Source organism: Xanthomonas sp. LMG 12462, from assembly GCF_009192885.1.
In the GTDB taxonomy this organism is placed as follows: domain Bacteria; phylum Pseudomonadota; class Gammaproteobacteria; order Xanthomonadales; family Xanthomonadaceae; genus Xanthomonas_A; species Xanthomonas_A sontii.
In genome coordinates this window covers 43,621-64,506 of sequence record NZ_NMPP01000073.1, presented here as the reverse complement: position 1 = coordinate 64,506, position 20,886 = coordinate 43,621, and the positions used below count along the sequence as shown (strand labels likewise).

The 20,886-nt window shown below is 69.4% G+C and carries 15 protein-coding genes; 8 read left to right on the top strand and 7 right to left on the bottom strand.

Translation table 11 applies throughout. The annotated features are described in order from the left end of the window. Positions 1-28: 28 nt before the first annotated feature. Positions 29-2,101, top strand: coding sequence for a TonB-dependent receptor (locus CEK69_RS16285; RefSeq protein WP_152238663.1), 2,073 nt, complete (start codon positions 29-31; stop codon positions 2,099-2,101). Positions 2,102-2,156: 55 nt separating this feature from the next. Here CEK69_RS16285 and CEK69_RS16280 read toward each other — a convergent pair whose 3' ends face one another. Then, positions 2,157-2,489, bottom strand: coding sequence for an SMR family transporter (locus CEK69_RS16280; protein ID WP_017907256.1), 333 nt, complete (start codon positions 2,487-2,489; stop codon positions 2,157-2,159). Between the two features lie 461 nt (positions 2,490-2,950). On the opposite strand from CEK69_RS16280, the gene CEK69_RS16275 reads away from it, so the two are divergent. From CEK69_RS16275 to CEK69_RS16260, 4 genes are all read left to right on the top strand, one after another. Next, a complete protein-coding gene (locus tag CEK69_RS16275; protein ID WP_152246720.1) occupies positions 2,951-5,341 on the top strand; it encodes a TonB-dependent receptor in 2,391 nt (796 codons plus the stop codon). A 341-nt stretch (positions 5,342-5,682) separates the two neighbouring features. Further along, complete coding sequence (locus CEK69_RS16270; protein WP_152246718.1) at positions 5,683-6,516, top strand: 2Fe-2S iron-sulfur cluster-binding protein; 834 nt, start codon at positions 5,683-5,685, stop codon at positions 6,514-6,516. After that, entirely contained in the window at positions 6,503-7,504 is a 1,002-nt protein-coding gene (locus CEK69_RS16265) for a xanthine dehydrogenase family protein subunit M (protein WP_152246716.1), read from the top strand. The genes CEK69_RS16270 and CEK69_RS16265 overlap by 14 nt, the downstream gene beginning before the upstream one ends. A gap of 22 nt (positions 7,505-7,526) precedes the next feature. Next, complete coding sequence (locus CEK69_RS16260; RefSeq protein ID WP_152246714.1) at positions 7,527-9,722, top strand: xanthine dehydrogenase family protein molybdopterin-binding subunit; 2,196 nt, start codon at positions 7,527-7,529, stop codon at positions 9,720-9,722. A gap of 267 nt (positions 9,723-9,989) precedes the next feature. On the opposite strand, the gene CEK69_RS16255 is transcribed toward CEK69_RS16260, so the two are convergent. From CEK69_RS16255 to CEK69_RS16245, 3 genes are all read right to left on the bottom strand, one after another. After that, complete coding sequence (locus tag CEK69_RS16255) at positions 9,990-10,595, bottom strand: nucleotidyltransferase family protein (RefSeq protein WP_152246712.1); 606 nt, start codon at positions 10,593-10,595, stop codon at positions 9,990-9,992. Beyond that, entirely contained in the window at positions 10,595-11,647 is a 1,053-nt protein-coding gene (locus tag CEK69_RS16250; RefSeq protein ID WP_152246710.1) for an XdhC/CoxI family protein, read from the bottom strand. The genes CEK69_RS16255 and CEK69_RS16250 overlap by 1 nt, the downstream gene beginning before the upstream one ends. 239 nt (positions 11,648-11,886) lie before the next feature. Then, positions 11,887-13,035: a crosslink repair DNA glycosylase YcaQ family protein gene (locus tag CEK69_RS16245; protein ID WP_152246708.1), complete on the bottom strand. Its 1,149-nt coding sequence runs from the start codon at positions 13,033-13,035 to the stop codon at positions 11,887-11,889. 206 nt (positions 13,036-13,241) lie between these two features. Between CEK69_RS16245 and CEK69_RS16240 the strand changes: the two genes are divergently transcribed. Genes CEK69_RS16240 through CEK69_RS16230 form a run of 3 tightly spaced genes read left to right on the top strand, consistent with a single transcriptional unit; the run spans position 13,242 to position 16,025 of the window. Beyond that, positions 13,242-14,123 (top strand): DUF2306 domain-containing protein, encoded by an 882-nt coding sequence (locus tag CEK69_RS16240; protein ID WP_152246706.1) that lies wholly within the window; start codon positions 13,242-13,244, stop codon positions 14,121-14,123. A gap of 46 nt (positions 14,124-14,169) precedes the next feature. Beyond that, positions 14,170-15,249: a histidine kinase gene (locus CEK69_RS16235; protein WP_226975191.1), complete on the top strand. Its 1,080-nt coding sequence runs from the start codon at positions 14,170-14,172 to the stop codon at positions 15,247-15,249. Continuing rightward, on the top strand, positions 15,246-16,025 hold the full coding sequence (locus CEK69_RS16230; RefSeq protein WP_152246704.1) for a LytTR family DNA-binding domain-containing protein: 780 nt from the start codon (positions 15,246-15,248) through the stop codon (positions 16,023-16,025). Before CEK69_RS16235 ends, CEK69_RS16230 begins: the two co-directional genes overlap by 4 nt. Positions 16,026-16,118: 93 nt before the next feature. On the opposite strand, the gene rtcA is transcribed toward CEK69_RS16230, so the two are convergent. The 3 genes from rtcA to CEK69_RS16215 form a co-directional block, all read right to left on the bottom strand. Continuing rightward, positions 16,119-17,138, bottom strand: coding sequence for an RNA 3'-terminal phosphate cyclase (gene rtcA / locus CEK69_RS16225; protein ID WP_152246702.1), 1,020 nt, complete (start codon positions 17,136-17,138; stop codon positions 16,119-16,121). Between the two features lie 96 nt (positions 17,139-17,234). Further along, positions 17,235-18,455 carry an RtcB family protein gene (locus tag CEK69_RS16220; RefSeq protein WP_152246700.1) on the bottom strand — a complete coding sequence of 407 codons (1,221 nt, stop codon included), beginning with the start codon at positions 18,453-18,455 and terminating at the stop codon, positions 17,235-17,237. An 804-nt stretch (positions 18,456-19,259) separates the two neighbouring features. Next, the gene (locus tag CEK69_RS16215; RefSeq protein WP_152246698.1) at positions 19,260-20,807 is read right to left on the bottom strand and encodes a TROVE domain-containing protein; all 1,548 of its coding nucleotides are present in this window, start codon (positions 20,805-20,807) and stop codon (positions 19,260-19,262) included. Positions 20,808-20,886 lie beyond the last annotated feature (79 nt).

Below are 20,886 nucleotides of genomic sequence, written 5' to 3'. Positions count from 1 at the left end.
CCCGACTGTCCCTCCTAATGGAATGCCCATGCCCTCTCCCCGTCCCGTCCTGCTCCGCCGTTCCGCCCTGTCCCTGGCCCTGCTTGGCCTGCTGAGCCCGTCGCTGGCCCTGGCCGCCGACCCGACCACCACGACGACCGCGACCGACGCCACGCCGCCGGCCAGCGACAGCCGCCACGGCGCAGGCCACAGGCAGGACCGGCACGTGAAGGACATGGACCAGGTGGTGGTCACCGCCAGCCCGCTGCGCGATGCCGCCGGTGCGCTGAGCCAGCCGGTGGACGTGCTGGCCGGCGAACGCCTGGACGAGAACCGCGGCGCCAGCATCGGCGAGACCGTGGCCAGCCTGCCGGGCGTGCAGAGCTCCAACTTCGGCCCCGGCGTGGGCCGGCCGATCATCCGCGGCCTCGACGGCCCGCGCGTGGCGGTGCTCAACGACGGCCTGTCCTCGCAGGACGTGTCCACGGTCAGCCAGGATCATTCGCCTGCCGTTGAGCCGTTCCTGGCCGACCAGATCGAAGTGCTGAAGGGTCCGTCCACCCTGCTGTACGGCTCCGGCGCCATCGGCGGCGTGGTCAACGTGGTCGACGGGCGCATCGCCGAGACCCCGGTCGACGGCGTGCACGGTCGTGCCGAAGCGCGCTGGGAAGGCGGCGACAAGAGCGGCAACACCGACATGTTCCGCGTCGATGCCGGCAACGGCAGCGGCCTGTCGATCCATGCCGACGGCGTGTACCGCAACCTGAAGGACTACGACACGCCGCAGGGCCCGCAGCTCAACTCGTTCGTCAAGTCCAAGGTCGGCTCGATCGGCAGTTCGCTGGCCGGCGACTGGGGCTTCGTCGGCGTGTCGATCTCGCGCTTCCGCGACAACTACGGCAACCCCGGCGAGCCCGGCGATCCGGCCGCCGGCGAGCGCGGCGTGTCGCTGCAGCTGCACCAGGACCGTTTCGAGCTCAAGGGTGCGCTGAACGACCCGTGGGGCGACGGCAGCGCACTGCGCTACAGCTTCGGCCACACCGCCTACACCCACACCGAGTTCGAAGGCGCGGAAGTGGGCACCAAGTTCGACAAGCGCGCCAACGAAGGCCGCGTCGAGGCCTCCTTCGGTCTGGGCGGCGGCTGGCAGACCGCGGTCGGCGTGCAGGGCAGCGACTCGACCTTCCAGGCCACCGGCGAAGAAGCCTTCGTGCCGAAGACCGACACTCGCGCCATCGGCGTGTTCGCGCTGGCGCGCAACACCTGGGACCGCGTGCAGGCCGAGGTCGGCGCGCGCGTGGACAGGACCAAGTACGAGACCGACACCGGCGTGGACCGCGATTTCACTCCGAAGAGCCTGTCGCTGAGCGGCGGCTTCCGCTTCAACGAACAGTGGCGCCTGACCGCCAACCTCGACCACGCCGAGCGCGCCCCGGCCGAGGAAGAACTGTTCGCCAACGGTCCGCACATCGCCACCCTCGCCTACGAGATCGGCAACCCCGACCTGAAGACCGAGAAGGCCAACCAGGCCGAACTGGGCCTGATCTTCAAGAACGACTGGGTCGACGCCAAGGTGGCCGGCTACTACAACCGCTACGACGACTTCATCTACATCGTCGACACCGGCGGCCAGTGGTTCCACGAGGAAGACAACGATTTCCTGCCGATCCGCCAGTGGACCCAGGCCGATGCGGTGTTCCATGGTTTCGAGGGCGAGGCCACCTTCCACCTGGCCAACAACGACAGCGGCGCCTGGGACCTGCGCGTGTTCGGCGACACCGTGCGCGCACGCCTGAAGGACGGCGGCAACCTGCCGCGCATCGCGCCGGCGCGCTACGGCGCGCAGCTGCGCTGGGACGCGAGCAACTGGCGCGCCGCGCTGGGCGCCACCCGCTACCAGAAGCAGGACAAGGTGGCGGTCAACGAGACGCCCACCGCTGGCTACACCCTGGTCGATGCGCATCTGGCCTATCACGTCGATGCCGGCAGCACCGCCTGGGAAGTGTTCCTGGACGGCAACAACCTGACCAACCAGGATGCGCGCGTGCATACCTCGTTCCTCAAGGACGACGTCATGCTGCCCGGCCGCAGCGCCTCGTTCGGCGTGCGCCTGTTCTTCTGATCGGGCAGCTTAGCTGCAGCGTGACGAGGCCGCCTCCGGGCGGCCTCTTTTTTTGCTAATGCGGGGCGCTGCGCGAGAACACGTTGATCACCACCACGCCGGCGACGATCAGCGCCATGCCGACGATCGCCGGCGGGTCCAGCGCCTGGTCGAACCGCCACCACGCCAGCAGCGAGATCAACACGATGCCGATGCCCGACCAGAGCGCATAGGCCACGCCCACCGGCACGCTGCGCAGGGTCAGCGACAGCAGGTAGAAGGCGATGCCATAGCCGCACAGCGCCAGCAGCGTCGGCCACAGCCGGGTGAAGCCCTCGCTGGCCTTCAGCGCCGAGGTCGCGACCACCTCGGCGAGGATGGCCACCAGCAGGAACAGCCAGTTCTTCATTGCAGGACACTCCTGGACGCGCAGCGCGCCACGATAGCAAGCGGCGCGTGGCGACGATGGCGACGATGGCGACGGCCCTTGCCCCGGATGCACGCTGCGCAGGAGCGGCGCGTTGTGCCCTTCTGGAAATCGACCGCGATCGGCGTTCCGGGATCGTCTCTGGCACGGCTGCGTCTCTCCTGCGACGCCACGCATGGCCACACGCATGACCAATCGAAGCGACGCCGCCCTGCGCAGCGCACGCCGCAGGTTGCGGTGCGATGGCGATCTGCCTGGGCAACCCGTCACGCAAACGCGGCCTGTACCGCGCTGCACAACGGTCCGATCGCCCGACGGCGTTACAAAGGGCGCCGCGCGTCGCCCTGCTTCGCGCCGTCCCGGCCGATGCGACGCGGCCGCGCGCTGCACGCGCGTGCCGCATCCCGGCCGATCGTTCCGAATGAAGAAAGGAGAGATTCTTCATGCATCTTGCGCCGCTTCGTCATCTGCTGCCCCTGTCCATCGCCGCCGTCCTGCTCGCGCCCCCCGCGCTGGCGCAGACCGCCGACGCATCCGCTGCGCCGGCCACGCAACCCGACGCCACCACCCTGGATACCGTGGTCGTCAGCGGCACTGCGCGCTTCAGCGGCCTGCGCAAGCGCGACGCCAGCTTCTCGATCACCACCGCCACACCCGAACAGATCCAGCAGGCGGTGCCGCAGAGCAGCGCCGACCTGCTGAAGATCGTGCCGGGCGTGTGGGCCGAACCCAGCGGCGGCGGCACCGGCGCCAACATCTTCGTGCGTGGCATGCCGTCGGAAGGCGATGCGCCATTCGTCACCTTCCAGCTCGATGGCGCGCCGCTGTTCCCGCCGCCGACCCTGTCGTTCCTGGAAAACTCCACGCTGTTCCGCACCGACGACACCATCGAACGCATGGAGGTGCTGCGCGGCGGTTCCAGCCCGATCTTCTCCAACGGCCAGGCCGGCATCACCGTCAACTTCATCCAGAAGAAGGGCCAGGACGAGCCGGAAGGCAGCGTGCGCCTCACCGGCGGCAGCGACGCCCTGCGCCGCATCGATCTGTTCGACAGCGGGCCGATGGGCAACGGCTGGTACTACAGCATCGGCGGCTTCTTCCGCGAGACCGACGGCGTGCGCGACCCGCAGTTCCCCGCCGACAAGGGCGGCCAGTTCAGCGCCACCCTGAGCAAGCGCTGGGACAGCGGCGAACTGTCGTTCTATGCGCGCCATACCGACGACAACAACGCCTTCTACACCGCGATCCCGTTGCTGTCGCGCAACAACGGCAACGACCTGTCCAGCTTCCCCGGCCTCAATGCGCAGCGCGGCACGCTGCTGAGCGACGACTTCCGCAACGTCACCCTGCCGGTCGGCCCGAATGGCCAGACCATCCAGCGCGATCTGGGCGACGGCCGCGGCGTCAACATCGACGTGTTCGGCGGCGAACTGAACTGGGAGGTGGGCGACTGGACCGTCGCCGACCGTTTCAACGTCATGGGCGGCACCGCACCGACCTACGCGCTGTTCACCGGCAACGCGCCGCAGCGGCTGGGCGACTTCATCGCCGGCTACGGCAGCACCGGCAGCGCGCGCTATACCAACGGCGGCGGCGCGGTCGACCCGAACCAGCAGGTGCTGGAAGCCGGCTGGTGGTCGGTGGACAAACGCCTGAACTCCTTCACCAACGATCTGCGCCTGAGCCGCACGCTGTTCGCCGGCAACACGCTCACCGTGGGCAGCTACTACGCCAGGTACACCTCCAACGACACCTGGTACCTCGGCAACACCATGCTGCTGACCGCGCAGAACCATGCGCGGCGCATCGACGTGACCCTGGACGACGGCCGCCAGCCGACGCGCGACGGCTTCACCAGCACCGCCTTCCTGGCGCTGCGCGCGCATTACGAGGGCGAGAACGCCGCGGTGTTCGTCGCCGACGAATGGGAACTGGACGAGCGCCTGCGCCTGGACCTGGGCGTGCGCTACGAACGCCAGCACGTCACCGGCACCGTGCACGACACCGCCACCGTGGACCTGGACGGCAATCCGGCTACGCTCTACGACAATGCCACCTCGATCTCGCTGCCGAGCGCGCGACACATCGACCAGGACGACAATGCGCTGTCGTGGACCGCCGGCCTGAACGTCAAGCTCGACGCGCACAACAGCGTGTTCGCGCGGGTCAATTCCGGGGTCAAGTTTCCTGGCTTCGACAATCTGCGCGACGGCCAGACCAAGGTGCAGGACATCCGGCAATACGAACTGGGATTGAAGTCGGGTGCGGCCAACTACGATCTGTACCTCACGGCGTTCTACAACACCTTCAGGAATTCGCCGTTCCAGGCCTTCCTGGCCAACGGCAGCAACTTCACCACGGTCGGCGATTCGCGTGCCTACGGCCTGGAGGTGGAAGGCGCGATCCGTCCGTTCGGCGGCTTCGAACTGGCCGGGACGGGGGTGTGGCTGGACGCGAAGTACCGCAATTACCGCGAATACACCGGCAACCAGGTCATGCGCCAGCCCAAGCGCCAGTTCCGGCTGACCCCGAGCTACTACTGGATGCTGCCGTTCGGCGACCTGCGCGTGTTCGCGACCTATTCCTACATCGGCGAACGCTACGCCGACCTGGCCAACAGCCAGCGCCTGCCGTCCTACGACATGCTCGACCTCGGCGCCAGCCTGCACAGCGGCGAGCACTGGGAGTTCACCGTCAGCGGCAGCAACGTGACCGACACGCTGGGCCTGACAGAAGGCAATGTACGCGTGCCCGGCGCGGCCACCGGCGGCGTGTTCATGGGCCGCCCGATCGCCGGCCGCCAGTATCAGGCATCGGTGGCGTATCGCTGGTAGCGCCTGCCGCATCGCAGACGCACGCGACGCCATCGCTGCACCGGTGTCGCGTGGCGCCGACCATGACAGGCGCAATCGCGCGCCTGTCGTGGCGGCGACGGCATCTGCAGGAGTGCATGCACGCGCATCCCGATCCAGTACGGCCACCCGTCCGTATCACTGCCTCGACACCCTCCCTTCGCGCCCTCTTCGCAATCCCTTCGCGGTACCGCCGCGATGCTGGCGGCCGGGTTCCGATGCGTGCCCGTACGCCGGCGTCGCGATGGCGCTGCTACCCAGGTCGACTCGCTCCCTGCTGCGCCCCGGCGCGCGCGGTAGCGGTCCCCAGGCAGGAGAGACCGATGCAGCATGAGCCCCACCGTACCGATGACGCGTCCGGCGCCGCCGACAGCGCGCGCGACACCCCGCTGAGCGAGGACGAAGCCGCGCTCGCGCGCCGGCTCGGCATCAACGGCCTCTCGCGCCGCGAATTCCTCGCCCTGCTCTCGGCCGCCGGCCTCAGCAGCGCGGGCGGACAGATCCTCTTCAGCGAGGCCGCGTTCGCCGCCCCCGTCGCCAAGGCCGCGCCGCCGCAGAACGCCTTGCCCGTGGTCCTGGAGGTCAACGGTCAGCGCCATGCCCTGCAGCTGGATCCACGGACCACGCTGTTGGACGCGCTGCGCGAACATCTGGCACTGAACGGCACCAAGAAGGGCTGCGACCACGGCCAGTGCGGTGCCTGCACGGTGATCGTCGACGGCGAGCGCCGCCTCTCCTGCCTGACCCTGGCCGCACAGGCAGAAGACACCCAGATCACCACCATCGAGGGCCTGGCCGACGGCGAGCGACTGCATCCGATGCAGGCCGCGTTCGTGCAGCACGATGGGTTCCAGTGCGGCTACTGCACGCCTGGGCAGATCTGCTCGGCGGTGGCGTTGTTGAACGAGATCAGGCGCGGCGATGCCAGCCACGTCAGCGCCGACGTCAGCCGGCCGGTCACCGAACTCAGCGACGCCGAGGTGCGCGAGCGCATGAGCGGCAACATCTGCCGCTGCGGCGCCTACCCGAAGATCGTCGCCGCCATCCAGGACGTGCACAGCGGCGGCGCGCCGCGGCCGCTGACCTGGCGCTATGTCGACCAGTCCGAACTGACCGCCCTGAAGATGGCGAAGGAGGTGGCCGATGACGCCGTTTAAGTACCAGCGCGCGACCTCGCCGGAGGACGCGGTACGCCGTGTCGCCGCCAACCCGAACGCGCGCTTCCTCGGCGGCGGCACCAACCTGCTCGACCTGATGAAGGAAGGGGTGACCGGTGCCGACGAGATCGTCGACCTGACCCGGCTCAAGGGCCTGGCCGAGATCGCCGAAACCGCCGACGGCGGCCTGCGCCTGGGCGCGCTCGCCAACAACACGCAGACCGCCAACCATCCGCTGGTGCGTCAACGCTATCCGTTGCTGAGCCAGGCGATCCTGGCCGGGGCCACGATGCAGTTGCGCAACATGGCCAGCAACGGCGGCAACCTGCTGCAGCGCACGCGCTGCGGCTACTTCTACGACACCGCCCTGCCCTGCAACAAGCGCGAACCCGGCAGCGGTTGCGGCGCGCGCGAGGGGCTCAACCGCACCCACGCGATCTTCGGCCACAGCGCGCATTGCGTGGCCGTGCACCCGTCGGACATGTGCGTGGCGCTGGCCGCACTGGACGCGACCGTGCAGGTGCGCACGCCGGCCGGCGCCCAGCGCGAGATTCCGTTCGCCGAATTCCACCTGCTGCCCGAGACGCGCGCCGATGTCGACAACCAGCTCGCGCACGGCGAACTGATCGAGTCGATCATCCTGCCGGCACCAGGGTTCGCCGCGCACAGCCACTACCTGAAGGTACGCGACCGGGCCAGCTACGCATTCGCACTGATTTCGGTGGCCGCGGCGCTGGCACTGGAACCGGACGGGCGCATCCGCGACGCGCGCATCGCCATGGGCGGGGTGGCGCACAAACCCTGGCGCGCGCGTGCCGCCGAACGTGCGCTGGTCGGGCAGCGGGTCGGTGAAGACGCCTTTGCTGCCGCCGCGCAGGCCGAGATGGCCGCGGCGCGGCCACTGGCGCATAACGCCTACAAGATCCCGATGGGCACGCACGCGATGATCCGCGCCCTGCACCGCGCCAGCGGCAGCGACGCCGCATGAGCGGCCAACCGGAGAACCGGCAATGAACTATATCGGCAAGGAAATGCGCCGCGTCGACGGCTACGCCAAGGTCACCGGCAAGGCGCGCTATGCGGCCGAGTTCCAGATCCCGCATCTGGTCCACGGTTACATCCTCACCAGCACCATCGCCAAGGGCCGCATCGTGCGCATCGACACCCGCGCCGCCGAAGCCGCGCCGGGCGTGATCAAGGTGCTGACCCATCTCAATGCGATCAAGCCGGTCTCCGACGCGGTCAAGAAGAAAGGCGAGGATCTGTCGTTCCGTGCCCTGGTCGACGACCGCATCCATTTCAATGCGCAGCCGATCGCCGTGGTGGTGGCCGCCACCTTCGAGCAGGCGCGGCATGCGTCGCGGCTGATCCAGGTGGAGTACGCCACCGAAGCCGCGCACACCGATTTCGACGCGCTGCTCGACCAGGCGCACGATCCGACCCCGGAAGACTCGCCGAAGCCGCGCGGCAATCCTGCCGCCGCGTTCGCTGCCGCGCCGGTGAAGCTGGAGGCCGCGTACACGATGCCGGTCGAGCACCACAATCCGATGGAGCCGCACGGCGGCATCGGCTACTGGATCGGCGACACCCTGACCGTGGTCAACAAGAGCCAGAACGTCTACCAGGACCGCGAACAGCTGGCCGGCTACTTCGGCATTCCGGTGGACAAGGTCAATGTGGTCTCGCTGTTCGTCGGCGGCGCGTTCGGCTCCTGCCTGCGTCCCAACTACTACACCTTCCTGCTCGGCGCGGTCTCCAAGGCAGTTGGCCTGCCAGTGAAGATCGTCTACACCCGGCGGCAGATGTTCAGCGGCCATGGCTACCGCCCCTATTACCGCGTGGAACTGGGGCTGGGCGCCGACGCCGCCGGCACGCTGCAGGCGATCCGCTACCGGCACGTGCTCAACACCTCGCGCATCGAGGCGTTCAACGAGGCCTTCTTCCGCAACGCGCGCTCGCTGTACGCCTGCCCGAACGTGGAGGATCGATTCGAGGTGGTGGAGACCGACCTGCCGACGCCGCAGGCGATGCGCGCGCCCGGCACCATCAGCCAGATGTTCGGCCTCGAATGCGCGATGGACGAACTGGCCTATGCGCTGAAGATGGACCCGCTGGAACTGCGCCTGACCAACTATGCCGAGACCGACCCGGAGAGCGGCAAGCCGTTTTCGAGCAAGGCGCTGCGCGAGTGCTACGCGCTCGCCGCCGAGACCTTCGGCTGGAGCAAGCGCACGCCCGAGCCGCGCTCCATGCGCGACGGCCGCCTGCTGGTCGGCTGGGGCATGGCCACCGGCACCTGGGCGTCGATGCAGATGCCCGCGCTGGCACGGGTGGTACTGAAGGCCGATGGCAGCGCCCGGGTCGGCAGTGCCACCTCCGACATCGGCCCCGGCACCTACACGGTGATGACCCTGATCGCCGCCGAGTATCTGGGCATCGACGCCAAGCGCGTGCAGTTCGAACTGGGCGACACGCGCCTGCCGAAGGCGCCGGCGCAGGGCGGCTCGTGGACCACCGCCAGCGTCGGCAGCGCGATCCACGGCGCAGCGCGCGAGATCCGCGGCAAGCTGCTGGAACTGGCCAGGCAGGATGGGCAGGCCGCATTCAGCGGGCTGGACGTGGATGCGGTGGAACTGGTCGATGGCCAGCTGCGCCCGACCGGCAAGCCCGAGGCCGGCCTGGAGGTCGCCAAGTTGATGCGCCAGCACGGCCTGCAGGAACTGGAGGTGGTGCACGAATCCAAGCCCTCGGCCGAGCGCAAAAAGTACGCGACCGCCGCGCACGGTGCGCAGTTCATCGAGGTCAAGGTCGATCCGGACACCGGCATGGTGCAGGTGACGCGGGTCATCGAAGCCACCGCCTGCGGCAAGATCATGAATCCGCTGACCTCGCACAGCCAGGAAATCGGCGGCGTGGTGATGGGCATCGGCATGGCGCTCAGCGAAGGCACCGAGATCGACCATCGCTACGGGCGCATGCTCAACGCCTCGCTGGCCGACTATCACGTGCCGGTCAACGCCGACGTGCACGAGATCCAGACCATGTTCGTCGAAGAGGACGACATCATCGTCAACCCGCTCGGGGTCAAGGGCATGGGCGAACTGGGCATGGTCGGCATTCCCGCTGCCATCGCCAACGCGGTATTCCACGCCACCGGCAAGCGCATCCGCGACCTTCCGATCACCCCGGACAAGCTGATCGGCTGAGCACGAGCGCCGCTTGCTGCGCCGTTCGCCCTATCCCTCGTGGGAGCGGCTTCAGCCGCGACAGACGTTACCCATAGCGCCTGTCGCGGCTGAAGCTGCTCCTGCGACATCGCTTCCGTAGTCATCAGAGGTGGCATTCCGTTGCAAAGAGCAAAGTAGGACGCCATGCGACGTCGCCCGTTGTCTGACGGAAGCCTTCGCTGCATCTATCGCATCCCGCAGCAAGTCCTGCAGAAACCATCGCTACGTCGCGCTCTGTGGCGACCGCTATGGATCCAGCCACCCTTTCGCCACCGCCGCCTGCACATCCTCCGGCGTGTCCAGGTCCAGCGCCAACGCCGGCGCGACGATGCAACCGAGGCTATCCGGTGCCAGCGTCGCGAACAGCGTGCGCAAGCCCTGGTCGCCGCCCAATGGCAGCGCGCGCCAGCGCTGCTGCGCCACCACCGCGGGCATGCCACGCACGCCGGCGTAGGCGCTCACCGCGCAACCGGACGCCGCCCGCGAGGCCGCCGCCAGCAGATCCTGCAGATGCGCCGCGGCCAACGCCGGCTGGTCGCAACCGAGCACCAGGCTGTGGGTGATCGCGGCATCGTCGCCTACCGCCGCACGCAGGCAGTCCAGGCTGCCGCCCATGCCGGTGGACCAGTCCGGATTGCGCACGCATTCCACCGGCAATCCCTCCAGCAGCGGGTGCAGCGCCTCGGCCTGCGCACCCAGCACCACCACGCAACGCGCCGGCGCCGTGGACAGCGCCAGGCGCACGACCTTGCGCAGCAGCGGCTCGCCGTCGCTGGTCAGCGTCTGCTTGGGACGGCCGAGGCGGCGGCTGCCGCCCGCGGCCAGGATCAGCGCCGCGTGCGCCTGTGCCATCACCTGGCGCCCTCGGCCAGCAATCGCGGCGCTGCCATCAGCGCATCGCGGTGCGATCGCCGCGGCCTGTCGCTCGCCTGCGCGACCGCACTCAGCCGCGGCGGCGCCGCCCGGCTGGCCTGCAACTGCGCGGCGATGCTCAGCGCGATCGCTTCTGCGCCATTGCCTCCCAGGCGCAGCCCGATCGGCGAATGCAGGCGCGGCGACAACTGCGCGCGTTGCGTCGGACTCAGCAAACGGAACAGGTCCTCGCGCCGCCGCACCGGCCCCAGCAGGCCGAGGAACGGGATCGCGCTGCCGGCCAGCGCGTCCAGCGCTTCGCGATCCAGTTCGAAATTGTGGTGCATCACCAGTGCCGCATCGCTGCCGTCACAGTCGGCCAGTGCGCGGGTCGGCGTGCATGCCAGGGCGCGGTCGGCCAGCGCCGCCAACGCAGACCAGCGCGGCCGCTGCTCGACCAGGGTGGTCATCCAGCCCAATTGACGCAGCAGCGGCAGCAACACGGGGGTTTCCGGGCCGGCACCGAAGACGCTGACCCTCGGCGGCGGCGGCACCTGCACTTCGCCGACGCGCGGCGGCGCCACAGACAGCGTGTGCCAAGGCAGGCACCACCGCAACGCTTGCTCGGCCACGCTGGCGGCGATGCGACCGTCGGCCTCCAGCGCCAGGGTCAATCCACCGCGCCCCTGCAGCCAGGCCTGGGCCAGCCCGTCGAAGCCCGGCAAGGCGAGCAGCGGCAGCAAGGCCAGGTGCAGGCGGCCCCGGCAACCGGCGGACGAACCCGACAGCAGGTCTTCGTCTTCGCGCGTATCGATCTCCATCCACACCGGCATGCCGGCGACGGCGGCCTCCGCGGCGCAGCGTGCGATCTCCGGCTCCAGGCAACCGCCGCTGAGCCAACCCTGCTGCGTACCATCGGGGCCGAACAAGGCCATCGCCCCGGCATGCGCGTAGGTGGAGCCTTCGCGGGCCATCGCCACGGCCAGGACCGCGGGCGTGCCGCGGCGGCTGGCGTCGATTGCAGCATGGAGACAGTGTCGGGCAGCGGACATGCGGCGGCACAGGCAACGTGGGAAACCCGAGCCTAAGCGGCAGCCTGTGGTCGCGAGGTGACCCTGGCCGCCGTGCGTAGGCGTCGGTTCGCGGCAACAGCGGTACGTTTGGGCAACAACCGACGTAGGCATGCGATCGGGAATGCGCGGCATCCTGCCGAAGTCCGGCGCTGCGCCGCGGATGCCCTTGGCGCGAGTTGCACCGCCGCAAGCCATACCCCTGCGGCGGCAGCACCCGGCTACAGCAGATGGAAGCGTTCGAACCGCTGCAGCGCCGCGTCGATCCTCGCCTGCAGCGCCGGTCGCCGCGGTTCCAGCCAGGTCCATTGCTGGATCAGCAGGCGGCCGGCGCGCCGGTCCATCTTCAGGTCGAGCGCGGCGACGATGCGGTCGCCGACCAGCACCGGCAGCGCGAAGTAGCCCAATACCCGCTGTGGCGCCGGCACATAGGCCTCGAAGCGATGGGTATAGCCGAAGAACTGCTGCAACCGTTTGCGCTGGATCACCAGCGGATCGAACGGCGACAGCAACTGCGCCCGCGTCGGATCCGGCGGCGGCGGCACGCTGTCCAGCACGTCCGGCTCGGCCCACAAGGCCACGCCTTCCTGGCCCTGCAGATGCACCGGGATCAGGCGCTTGCGCGCCACTTCCGCGGCGATCAACGCTCGCACCGCCGGTTTGGCGGCGGTCTCGCCATAACAGACCGAGTCCACGCCGACGATGCCCTGCGCGCGCAACGCTCGCTGCAGCAGGTAACGCGCATATTGCGCGTCGCTGACCGGACGCGGCCGCTGCCGCCAGCCGAAATGCCGCGTGGCCAATTCATAGGTCTTGAGCATGCCGCTGCGCTGGCTGACCACCAGGTCGCCGCTGAAGAAACCGTACTGCAACGCGGTCCGCGACGGCTTGCGGCTGCCCCACGGATGGGTCTTCTCGACCAGCACCTCGTCGTCGATGTCGCGGATCGACAACGGCCCCTCGCTGCGGATGCGCCGCAGCAGCCGCGCGTAATCCTGCGCATCCACTGTGCCCCTGGCGTCGGCCTGTGCACGTCGGCGCGCCATCTGCGCCACGTACATGCGGTAGTCGGCGACCGGCACGTAGGCCAAGGCATGGGTCCAGTACTCGAACAGCGACTTGTCCTGCGACTGCGCCTGTTCCAGATCCCGTTCGCGGTACTCGGGAATGCGCGTGTACAGCACGTGGTGGTGGCTGCGCGCGATCACGTGGATGGTGTCGATCTGCACATAGCCCAGGTGCGCGGTCGCCTGCCGCACCGCTTCGGCACCGCTGCCGAACGGCGCCGGCGTGGTCAGGCGCTGCGCATGCAGCCACAGCGCACGCGCCCGGTCGGGCGCGAGCGGGACGGAAGCGACGGGAGTGCGCATCGGAACGACCTTCCTGGCAATGCGGTAGCGCCCATGAGGATAGCAACCCGGATTGCGCAATGCGGACCGCGCTGCATCCGTCGCGGTGCGTTTCGTCGGCACATACCGCACTTCGCCCGCCGCGGCCGCCACCTGTCCGATCACGCAGGCGCGGCAGCGCCGCACTGTCGACACTGCGTGTCACCGCCACCGCCGCGCACGCCGCCATGTCCTCGATCCTCTCCGCCCCGCACCACCCCGCTCCCGCCGCGCCGCACCTGGCGGAGCCGGCGCAGCCGCACGCCGGGCAAGGCTGGGCGACACGCCTGCTGCGTGGTGCCGCGACGCTGTGGATGAGCATCGCCATCGGCGGTCAGCTCGCCTTCGCCGCCTATGTCGCCGGCTTCTACGGACGCACCGCGCTGGCCGGCACCCCCGAGCGCTGGAACCAGGTGATGGCGCGCGGCCATGTCGCCGGCGACACCGTGTTCAATGCGGTACTGGCGCTGCACCTGGGCCTGGCCGTGGCGATCGTGCTCGGCGGCGCAGCGCAGTTGCTGCCGGCGTTGCGACGCAGGCGTCCCGCCCTGCATCGCTGGAACGGACGCATCTACCTGGTCTGCGCCGTCGTGCTCAGCCTGGGCGGACTGGCGATGATCTGGATCCGCGGCGGCGTCGCTGGCGACCTGGGGCAGCATCTGGGCACCAGCGCCAATGCGGTGCTGATCCTGCTGTGCGTGGCCATGGCCTGGCGCCACGCCCGCCGCGGCCAGTGGCCGGCGCATCGGCGCTGGGCGCTGCGCCTGTTCCTGGCCGTCAGCGGCGTGTGGTTCTTCCGGATCGGGCTGATGGGTTGGTTGGCCCTCAACCAAGCACCGGTCGGTTTCGATCCGGACCGTTTCGTCGGCCCGACGCTGACCGCCCTGGCGTTCGCGCAGACCTTGCTGCCGCTCGCGGTGCTGGAACTGTATCTGCGCGCACTCGACAGCCGCCGCAGCGGCCCGCAGTGGTTGGCGACGGCGGTGCTCGCCGCAATGAGCGCGGCCACCCTGGTCGGCACCCTCGCCGCGGTGGCGGGGATGTGGTGGCCGGTGCTGCGGCACGCCTGAACGCAGCCACCGCGGCGAGCGCCCGCGCTCCGGTATGCTCGCGGCCATGTCGCCCCCGTCCCCGCTCTCCGCACCGCCGCGCATGCCTGCGCTGCTGACCTGGGCGCGCATCGTGCCGGTGTTCCTGGTCTCCGGCACGCTCGGCCTGCTGATGAGCCTGAGTTGGGACAGTCCCCTGCCGGTCCTGGTCCGCAGCTTCATGCTGGGAGCAGCTGCGCTGGGTGCCTACACGCTGTTGGAGCGCCGGCCGCAACGGCTGCCGCGCTGGCTGGCGCGCTGGGCGCTGCAGGTGGCCGGCGTCGCACTGGCGATCCCGACGACGACCCTGCTGATCTACCTGGGCTCCACCCACGCCGGCGCGCCGCCGTTCTGGCAGGACCCGGATCGGCTGGCCGGCTTCGCCACGCTGACCATCGTCGGCGTGCTGATCGCGCCATGGATGGCGCTGGCCGCCCTGGTGCGGCAGAAGGACGCGTTGGCCCGGCACCAGGCATTGGCGTTCGCGTTGGAACGCAGCGAACTGGAACGCGAGGCGCTCGATGCGCGCCTGCAGCTGTTGCAACGCCAGGTCGCCCCGCATTTTCTGTTCAATACACTGGCCAACGTGCAGGCGCTGATCGATGTCGGGTCGCCGCGTGCCGCAGACCTGATGCGCAGCCTGACCGCCTACCTGCACGCCGCGGTGCCGCGCCTGCACGAGGCCACCAGCACGGTGGGCGACGAACTGGCGCTGGCGCGCGCCTACCTGGAGCTGATGCACATGCGCATGCCCGACCGGCTGCACTACGCGATCGACGCCGAGGACGCCGTGCAGGCAGTGCGCTGCCCGACCCTCGCCGTGCTGACCCTGGTCGAGAACGCGGTCAAGCATGGCATCGATCCGTCCGAGGAAGGCGGCAGCATCGCCATTCGCGCCTGGTGCAGCGGGGAGCGCTGCCATCTGCGTGTGGAAGACAGCGGCGCCGGCGAGGGCGACGGCCGCGGCGGGCTGGGCACTGGCCTGCGCACCTTGCGCGACCGCCTCGCGCTCGGCTTCGGCGATACGGCGCAGCTGCAGTTGCGTCCGCGCCTGCCGCACGGCACCTGCGCCGATCTCAGCCTGCCGATGACGGCACCGCCCCGATGATCCCGCCCACCGCGCTGATCGCCGACGACGAACCGCTGCTGCGCGAGGCCCTGCGGTGTCAGCTGGGGCGTTTGTGGCCCGAATTGCGGATCGTCGCCGAGGCGCGCAACGGCCGCGAGGCGGTGCGCCTGTTCGAGGAACATGCGCCGCAGATCTGCCTGCTCGACATCCAGATGCCAGGCCTGTCCGGCGTGCAGGCCGCGCAGCAGATCGGCCGCCGCGCGCATCTGGTGTTCGTCACCGCCTACACCGACTATGCGGTGCAAGCGTTTGCCGAAGGCGCGCTCGACTACCTGGTCAAGCCGGTGCAGGACGCGCGTCTGGCCGATACCGTCGCGCGGCTGCAACAGCGCCTGCAGGCCGCACAACCGGCGGCCGACCTCAGCGAGCAACTGTTGCGCCTGGCGCAGCGGCTGCGCCCACCCGAGCGCCCCGCCCCACTGCGCTGGCTGCAGGCACAGAGCGGCAGCAGCGTGCGCCTGATCGCCGTGGAGGCCATCGACTATCTGCGCTCGGACAGCAAGTACACCAGCGTGGCCTGGCGCGATCCGGACGGACAGGCGTGCACCTCGATCGTGTCCACGCCGCTCAGGGACCTGGCCGCGCAACTGGATCCGGATGACTTCCAGCAGGTGCACCGCTCGGTGGTGGTCAATCGCCGCGCGATCCTGCACGTGGTGCGTGGCGACAATGAGACCGCACAGATCCACCTGCGCGGCCGCGCGGAGACGCTGCCGGTCAGCCGCAGCTACCTGCCGCTGTTCCGGGCGATGTAGGGCTGCCGCGCCGGCTGCGACTGCAGGCACAGGCGCGGCGACAGCGACGACAGCGACGACAGCGTCCATCGCGGCAGATGCCAGCCCCCATGGTCAGCTGGACACGACCACCCGCCACTGCCGCGCATCCACCGGCTCCCAGGCGATTTCCACCGGCAGGAACTTCTCGATCAGGCGGGCATTGCTGGACAGGTGCGCGCTGACCGTATCGGTGGTGAAGGCGCCGCCACCGGCCAATGCCATCGGCAGCAGCAACTGGTCGGCGAGGTGCTCGCCGACGCAGGCGCCGCTCTCCAGGTAGTGGCGCACCTGCGCCGCCAGGCGTTCGCCGACCTGCTCGGCGGACACCCCGCGCTCGCCGTGGCCGGCGAAGACCTCCACGTGCGCCGCATGCCGCACCCGCACCAGCGCGGTGTTGCCCGGGCCCTGCGCCGGACGCACGCTGTGCACGTGGCGCGGATTGGCGTCCACGCCAAGTCGCTCGGCCAGCACCGCCAGTTCGCGCCGGCCGATCTTGCCGGACAGGCCCGAGACCAGCACCTGCGCCTCGATCGCCTGCAGGTCGCCTCGCGCATCGAAGCAGACCTGCTGCAACTGCGCACAGGGCGCGACGCTGGCGCGCAGCGCGCCGCCGCCGGCCGGATAGAAGCCGTGCCGGTCCAGCGTCAGCGCGGCGGTCACGCCCAGGCGTTGCAGCGCCGGCAGCCAGGTCTCGGCGAGGAAGTCGGCGCAGGGCGCCAGCGGGTTGTGGGTGCCGCCCTCCAGGATCAGGCGCGACGGCGCAGCGGCACGCCACAGTGCCGGCAGCACCGTCTGCAACACCAGCGTGGTCGAGCCGGCACTGCCGGTGGCGAACTGATAATCGCCAGGCACCACCGTTCCCGGCTCGAAGCGCAGCGTGGTCGCACCAATCTGCGCCCCGTGCGTGCGCGCCTGGCCGACCGTGGCGGCCGCCACGACCGCGGTCAGGTGCTGGCGCATCAGGCCCGGACGCGGACGTGCGCCACGGATGTTGCTGAAGGTAAAGCCGGTCCCGGTGCACAGGCTCAGCGTCAGTGCGGTGCGCAGCAGTTGCCCGCCGCCTGCGGCACCGTCGAGTTCGATCATGTCCATTGCCAAACAATCCATCATTGAAAACGCCCGTGCGGGCAAGCCCGCACGGACGATCGGCGCCGGCCGGCGCCACTGCAAGCCGACCGGCACCTGTGACTACCCCTTGACGCACACCACCTGCCGCAGCGTATGCACGATCTCCACCAGGTCGCGCTGCGCGGCCATCACCGCCTCAATCGGCTTGTAGGCCGCCGGCGACTCGTCCACCACGTCCTGGTCCTTGCGGCACTCCACGTGCGCGGTGGCCTTGGCGTGCTCATCGACGCTGATGCGGCGACGCGCCTCGGTGCGGCTCATCACCCGGCCGGCACCGTGGCTGCAGCTATGAAAGCTGTCCGCGTTGCCGAGCCCACGCACGATGAAGCTCTTGGCGCCCATGCTACCGGGAATGATGCCCAGCTCGCCCTTGCGCGCGCTCACCGCGCCCTTGCGGGTCACGAACACGTCCTTGCCGAAGTGATGCTCGCGGCTGACGTAGTTGTGGTGGCAGTTCACCGCCTCGGCCTGCGCCTCGAACGGCTTGGCAATGACCGTACGGACCGCCTCGACCACGCTGCGCATCATGATCTGGCGGTTGATCCGCGCATAGCGCTGCGCCCAGTCCACCGCGAACACGTAGTCGCCGTAGTACTGGCTGCCTTCCGGCAGATAGGCCAGGTCCTGGTCCGGCAGGTTGATCATCCAGCGCCGCATTTCCTCCTTGGCCAGCTGGATGAAGTGGTTGCCGATCGCGTTGCCCACCCCGCGCGAACCGGAGTGCAGCATGAACCAGACCCGCTGCGCCTCGTCCAGGCACATCTCGACGAAGTGGTTGCCGGTGCCCAGGGTGCCGAGATGCTGCAGGTTGTTGGTCTTGCGCAGGCGCGGATGACGCTCGCAGATCAGCGCGAAGTCGCTGGCCAGTTGCGCCCAGCCGTCCACGGCCGCGCCCGGCGGCGTCTGCCACGCGCCCTTGTCGCGCGCGCCGGGCGTGCGCCCGTGCGGCACCGCACGCTCGATCGCGCTGCGGATCGGCGCCAGGTTGTCCGGTAGATCGCTGGCGACCAGCGAGGTGCGCGCGGCGATCATCCCGCAGCCGATGTCCACACCCACCGCGGCAGGCACGATCGCGCCGATGGTCGGCACCACCGAGCCGACGGTCGCGCCCTTGCCCAGGTGCACGTCCGGCATCACCGCGATCCAGCGATGGATGAAGGGCAGCTTGGCGATGTTCTGCAGCTGCTGGCGCGCCTCGTCCTCCAGCGGCACGCCGCGGGTCCACAGCTTGATCGGCGCCGCTCCCGGCTGCGCGATGACGTCGTACTGCTCGGTGTTCATGGTGTTGCTCCTTGTGTAACGCATGTTCAAAAAAAAAGCGCGGTGACGAGGGAGGGTGGAACCTTCCGCATGGCGCCACTGACGCCGTGCGGCCGGGGCTCGAACCCGACCCTTAAAGGGCTACCAGATGGAGTTCCACCTGCATTCACCGCAAAACCAACGCATCGCCTCACGCAGCAAGTCCATACGCGGAACGATCGCTCTACCGCTGAGCTACCGCCATAGGGCAGGCGGGATTCGAACCCGCGACCGATGGAGTTCCGCCTGCATCCGCCAGGCAACGCGCACAACAGGACCGACGACGACCACGACAAGAGAGATGGAACATTCCCGCTCTGTCCAACTGAGCTACCACCCCATCGCAGGGTGGGCGGGACTCGAACCCGCGACCTGGAGCTTAAGAGGCTGTAGTTCCATCGGCATTCGTGGACGCCGGCGGCGAAACATGGAGGCCGCCATCGCCGCCTCCGTCAACGCGAATCTTGGTTCTCCTACAGCCCGGCGGGCTCCATTGCCCGCCGGGTCCAGTGCTTCCATGCAACGCACACAACAGGACCGACGACGTCCGCGACAAGAGAGATGGAACATTCCCGCTCTACCAACTGAGCTACCGACCCCATCCCTGGAGTGGGCGGGATTCGAACCCGCGACCTGGAGCTTCGGAGGCTGTAGTTCCATCGGCATTCGTGGACGCCGGCGGCGAAACATGGAGGCTGCCGTCGCCGCCTCCGTCAACGCGAATCTTGGTTCTCCCGCAGCCCGGCGGGCCCCATTGCCCGCCGGGTAACACGTTCCTTCAAGGCCTCACACCACGATCGAGCCGATCCGCTCGACCCAGCGCTTGGCGCCGGCACCTTCGGCCGCGAACGTCGCCAGCAGGTCGAACACCGCGTCGCTGAAGCCGCCGACATGCAGGATGTCGTCGCGTTCGACCGTCTGGCTGGTGGCCACCGGCTGCAGGTCGATGCAGACCATGCGCGCCTGCGGACACCGCGCCTTCAATTCGGCCCAGGCCTGCATGGTCGCGGTCGCACCGCTACGGGTGTCGCGCCAACTCTCGTTGTCCGACACCAGCACCAGCAAATCCACCGGCGCACGCTGCGCGTTCAACTGCAGCAGCGGCGCGCTGACGCTGGTCCCGCCACCGCACAACGCGGCCAGTTGCTGCGCCTGCGCGATCACGTCCTGGCGCTGCCGCAAGCGCAGCGACCGCACCTGGGTGTCGAACGGCAACACCGTGGCACGCGGATTGACCCGCTGCACGCAGGCCGCAATCAGCGCGGCCACATCCACGCAGCGCACGCTGCTGCTGGCGCCACGACGGAAACCGGTCACCGGCGCCGCCATCGAGCCGGACACATCCACTGCCACCACCACCTTGCCGTCCAACCGCGGCACCTGCCGCGTCGCGATCTCCATCGCGTCGCGCAGCGCCTCGCCGATCTGCGGCGGTAACTCGCTGGCCGCGGTGCTGGCCACCAGCAACTGGTACGGAAACACCCGAGCGCGCTGGATCTGCGCCGGATCGCGCAAGCGTGCCGCCACCTGCGCCACCATCGCCTTGTCCTCGAACACCCCATGCCGCGCGAAGGTGTTGAGGTTCATGCGCAGGGTCTGCCACGAGGCGTTGCGGGCCAGCGCCGCCCAATGCGCCGCGGTCAGCGGCAGGGCGGTGTAGTACTGGAACGGCAACTCCGGCAACGGCCCCGACGGTGCGCGCTTGAACGCCTCGTACGCCTGCAGCATCGCCGGCAGCGCGTCCTCGCGGTACGGCTTGCCCACGACCCACGCGTACAGCGCCTCGCGCTCGGCGTCGGACGGCTTCGGGTGAACCATGCGGATCACATCGGCCAGCGACGGCTGCTGGCCGATCGCCGCCTGCACGATGGTCTGCGCCGACGCCTGCTGCAGCCACTGCCGCACCAGGCGCTTGGGCCGCGACCCCAGCGACTTGCGCCCGAGTTGCCCGCTGCGCACGATCTGCACGAAGTTGCGCAGCAGGCGGCCGTTGTCGATCACGCGCGGGAAGGCCCGTGCGAACAGGTCCGGATCGCGGGTGGTCAACGTGGCCAACAGCAATGCCGGCATGTCCTTCATGTGCGCGACCTGGCGTGCGTAGATCGCGGTCTGCGCGACGAAGGCCGGATCGACCTGCGCGCACAGTCCGAGCACCTGCTGCAGTTGCACCTCGGCACCCGCATAGAACGTGCCGTTCAAGCAGCCGGTGGCCGCATACAGCGCCAGCGCCGCCTGCGGCGAACGCGCATACGCGGCGCCACCGGCGTCGTTGCGCACGGTCGCCGGCGGCAGCAGCGCGCCACGCGAGGACGAGAACAGAGAGAGGTTGGCCATGTCAGGCTCCTGGCGGGAACGGCCCGCGTTGGTGATGCCCAGGTATCGCAATGGCCGTGCCAACTTTTTCGGGAACACC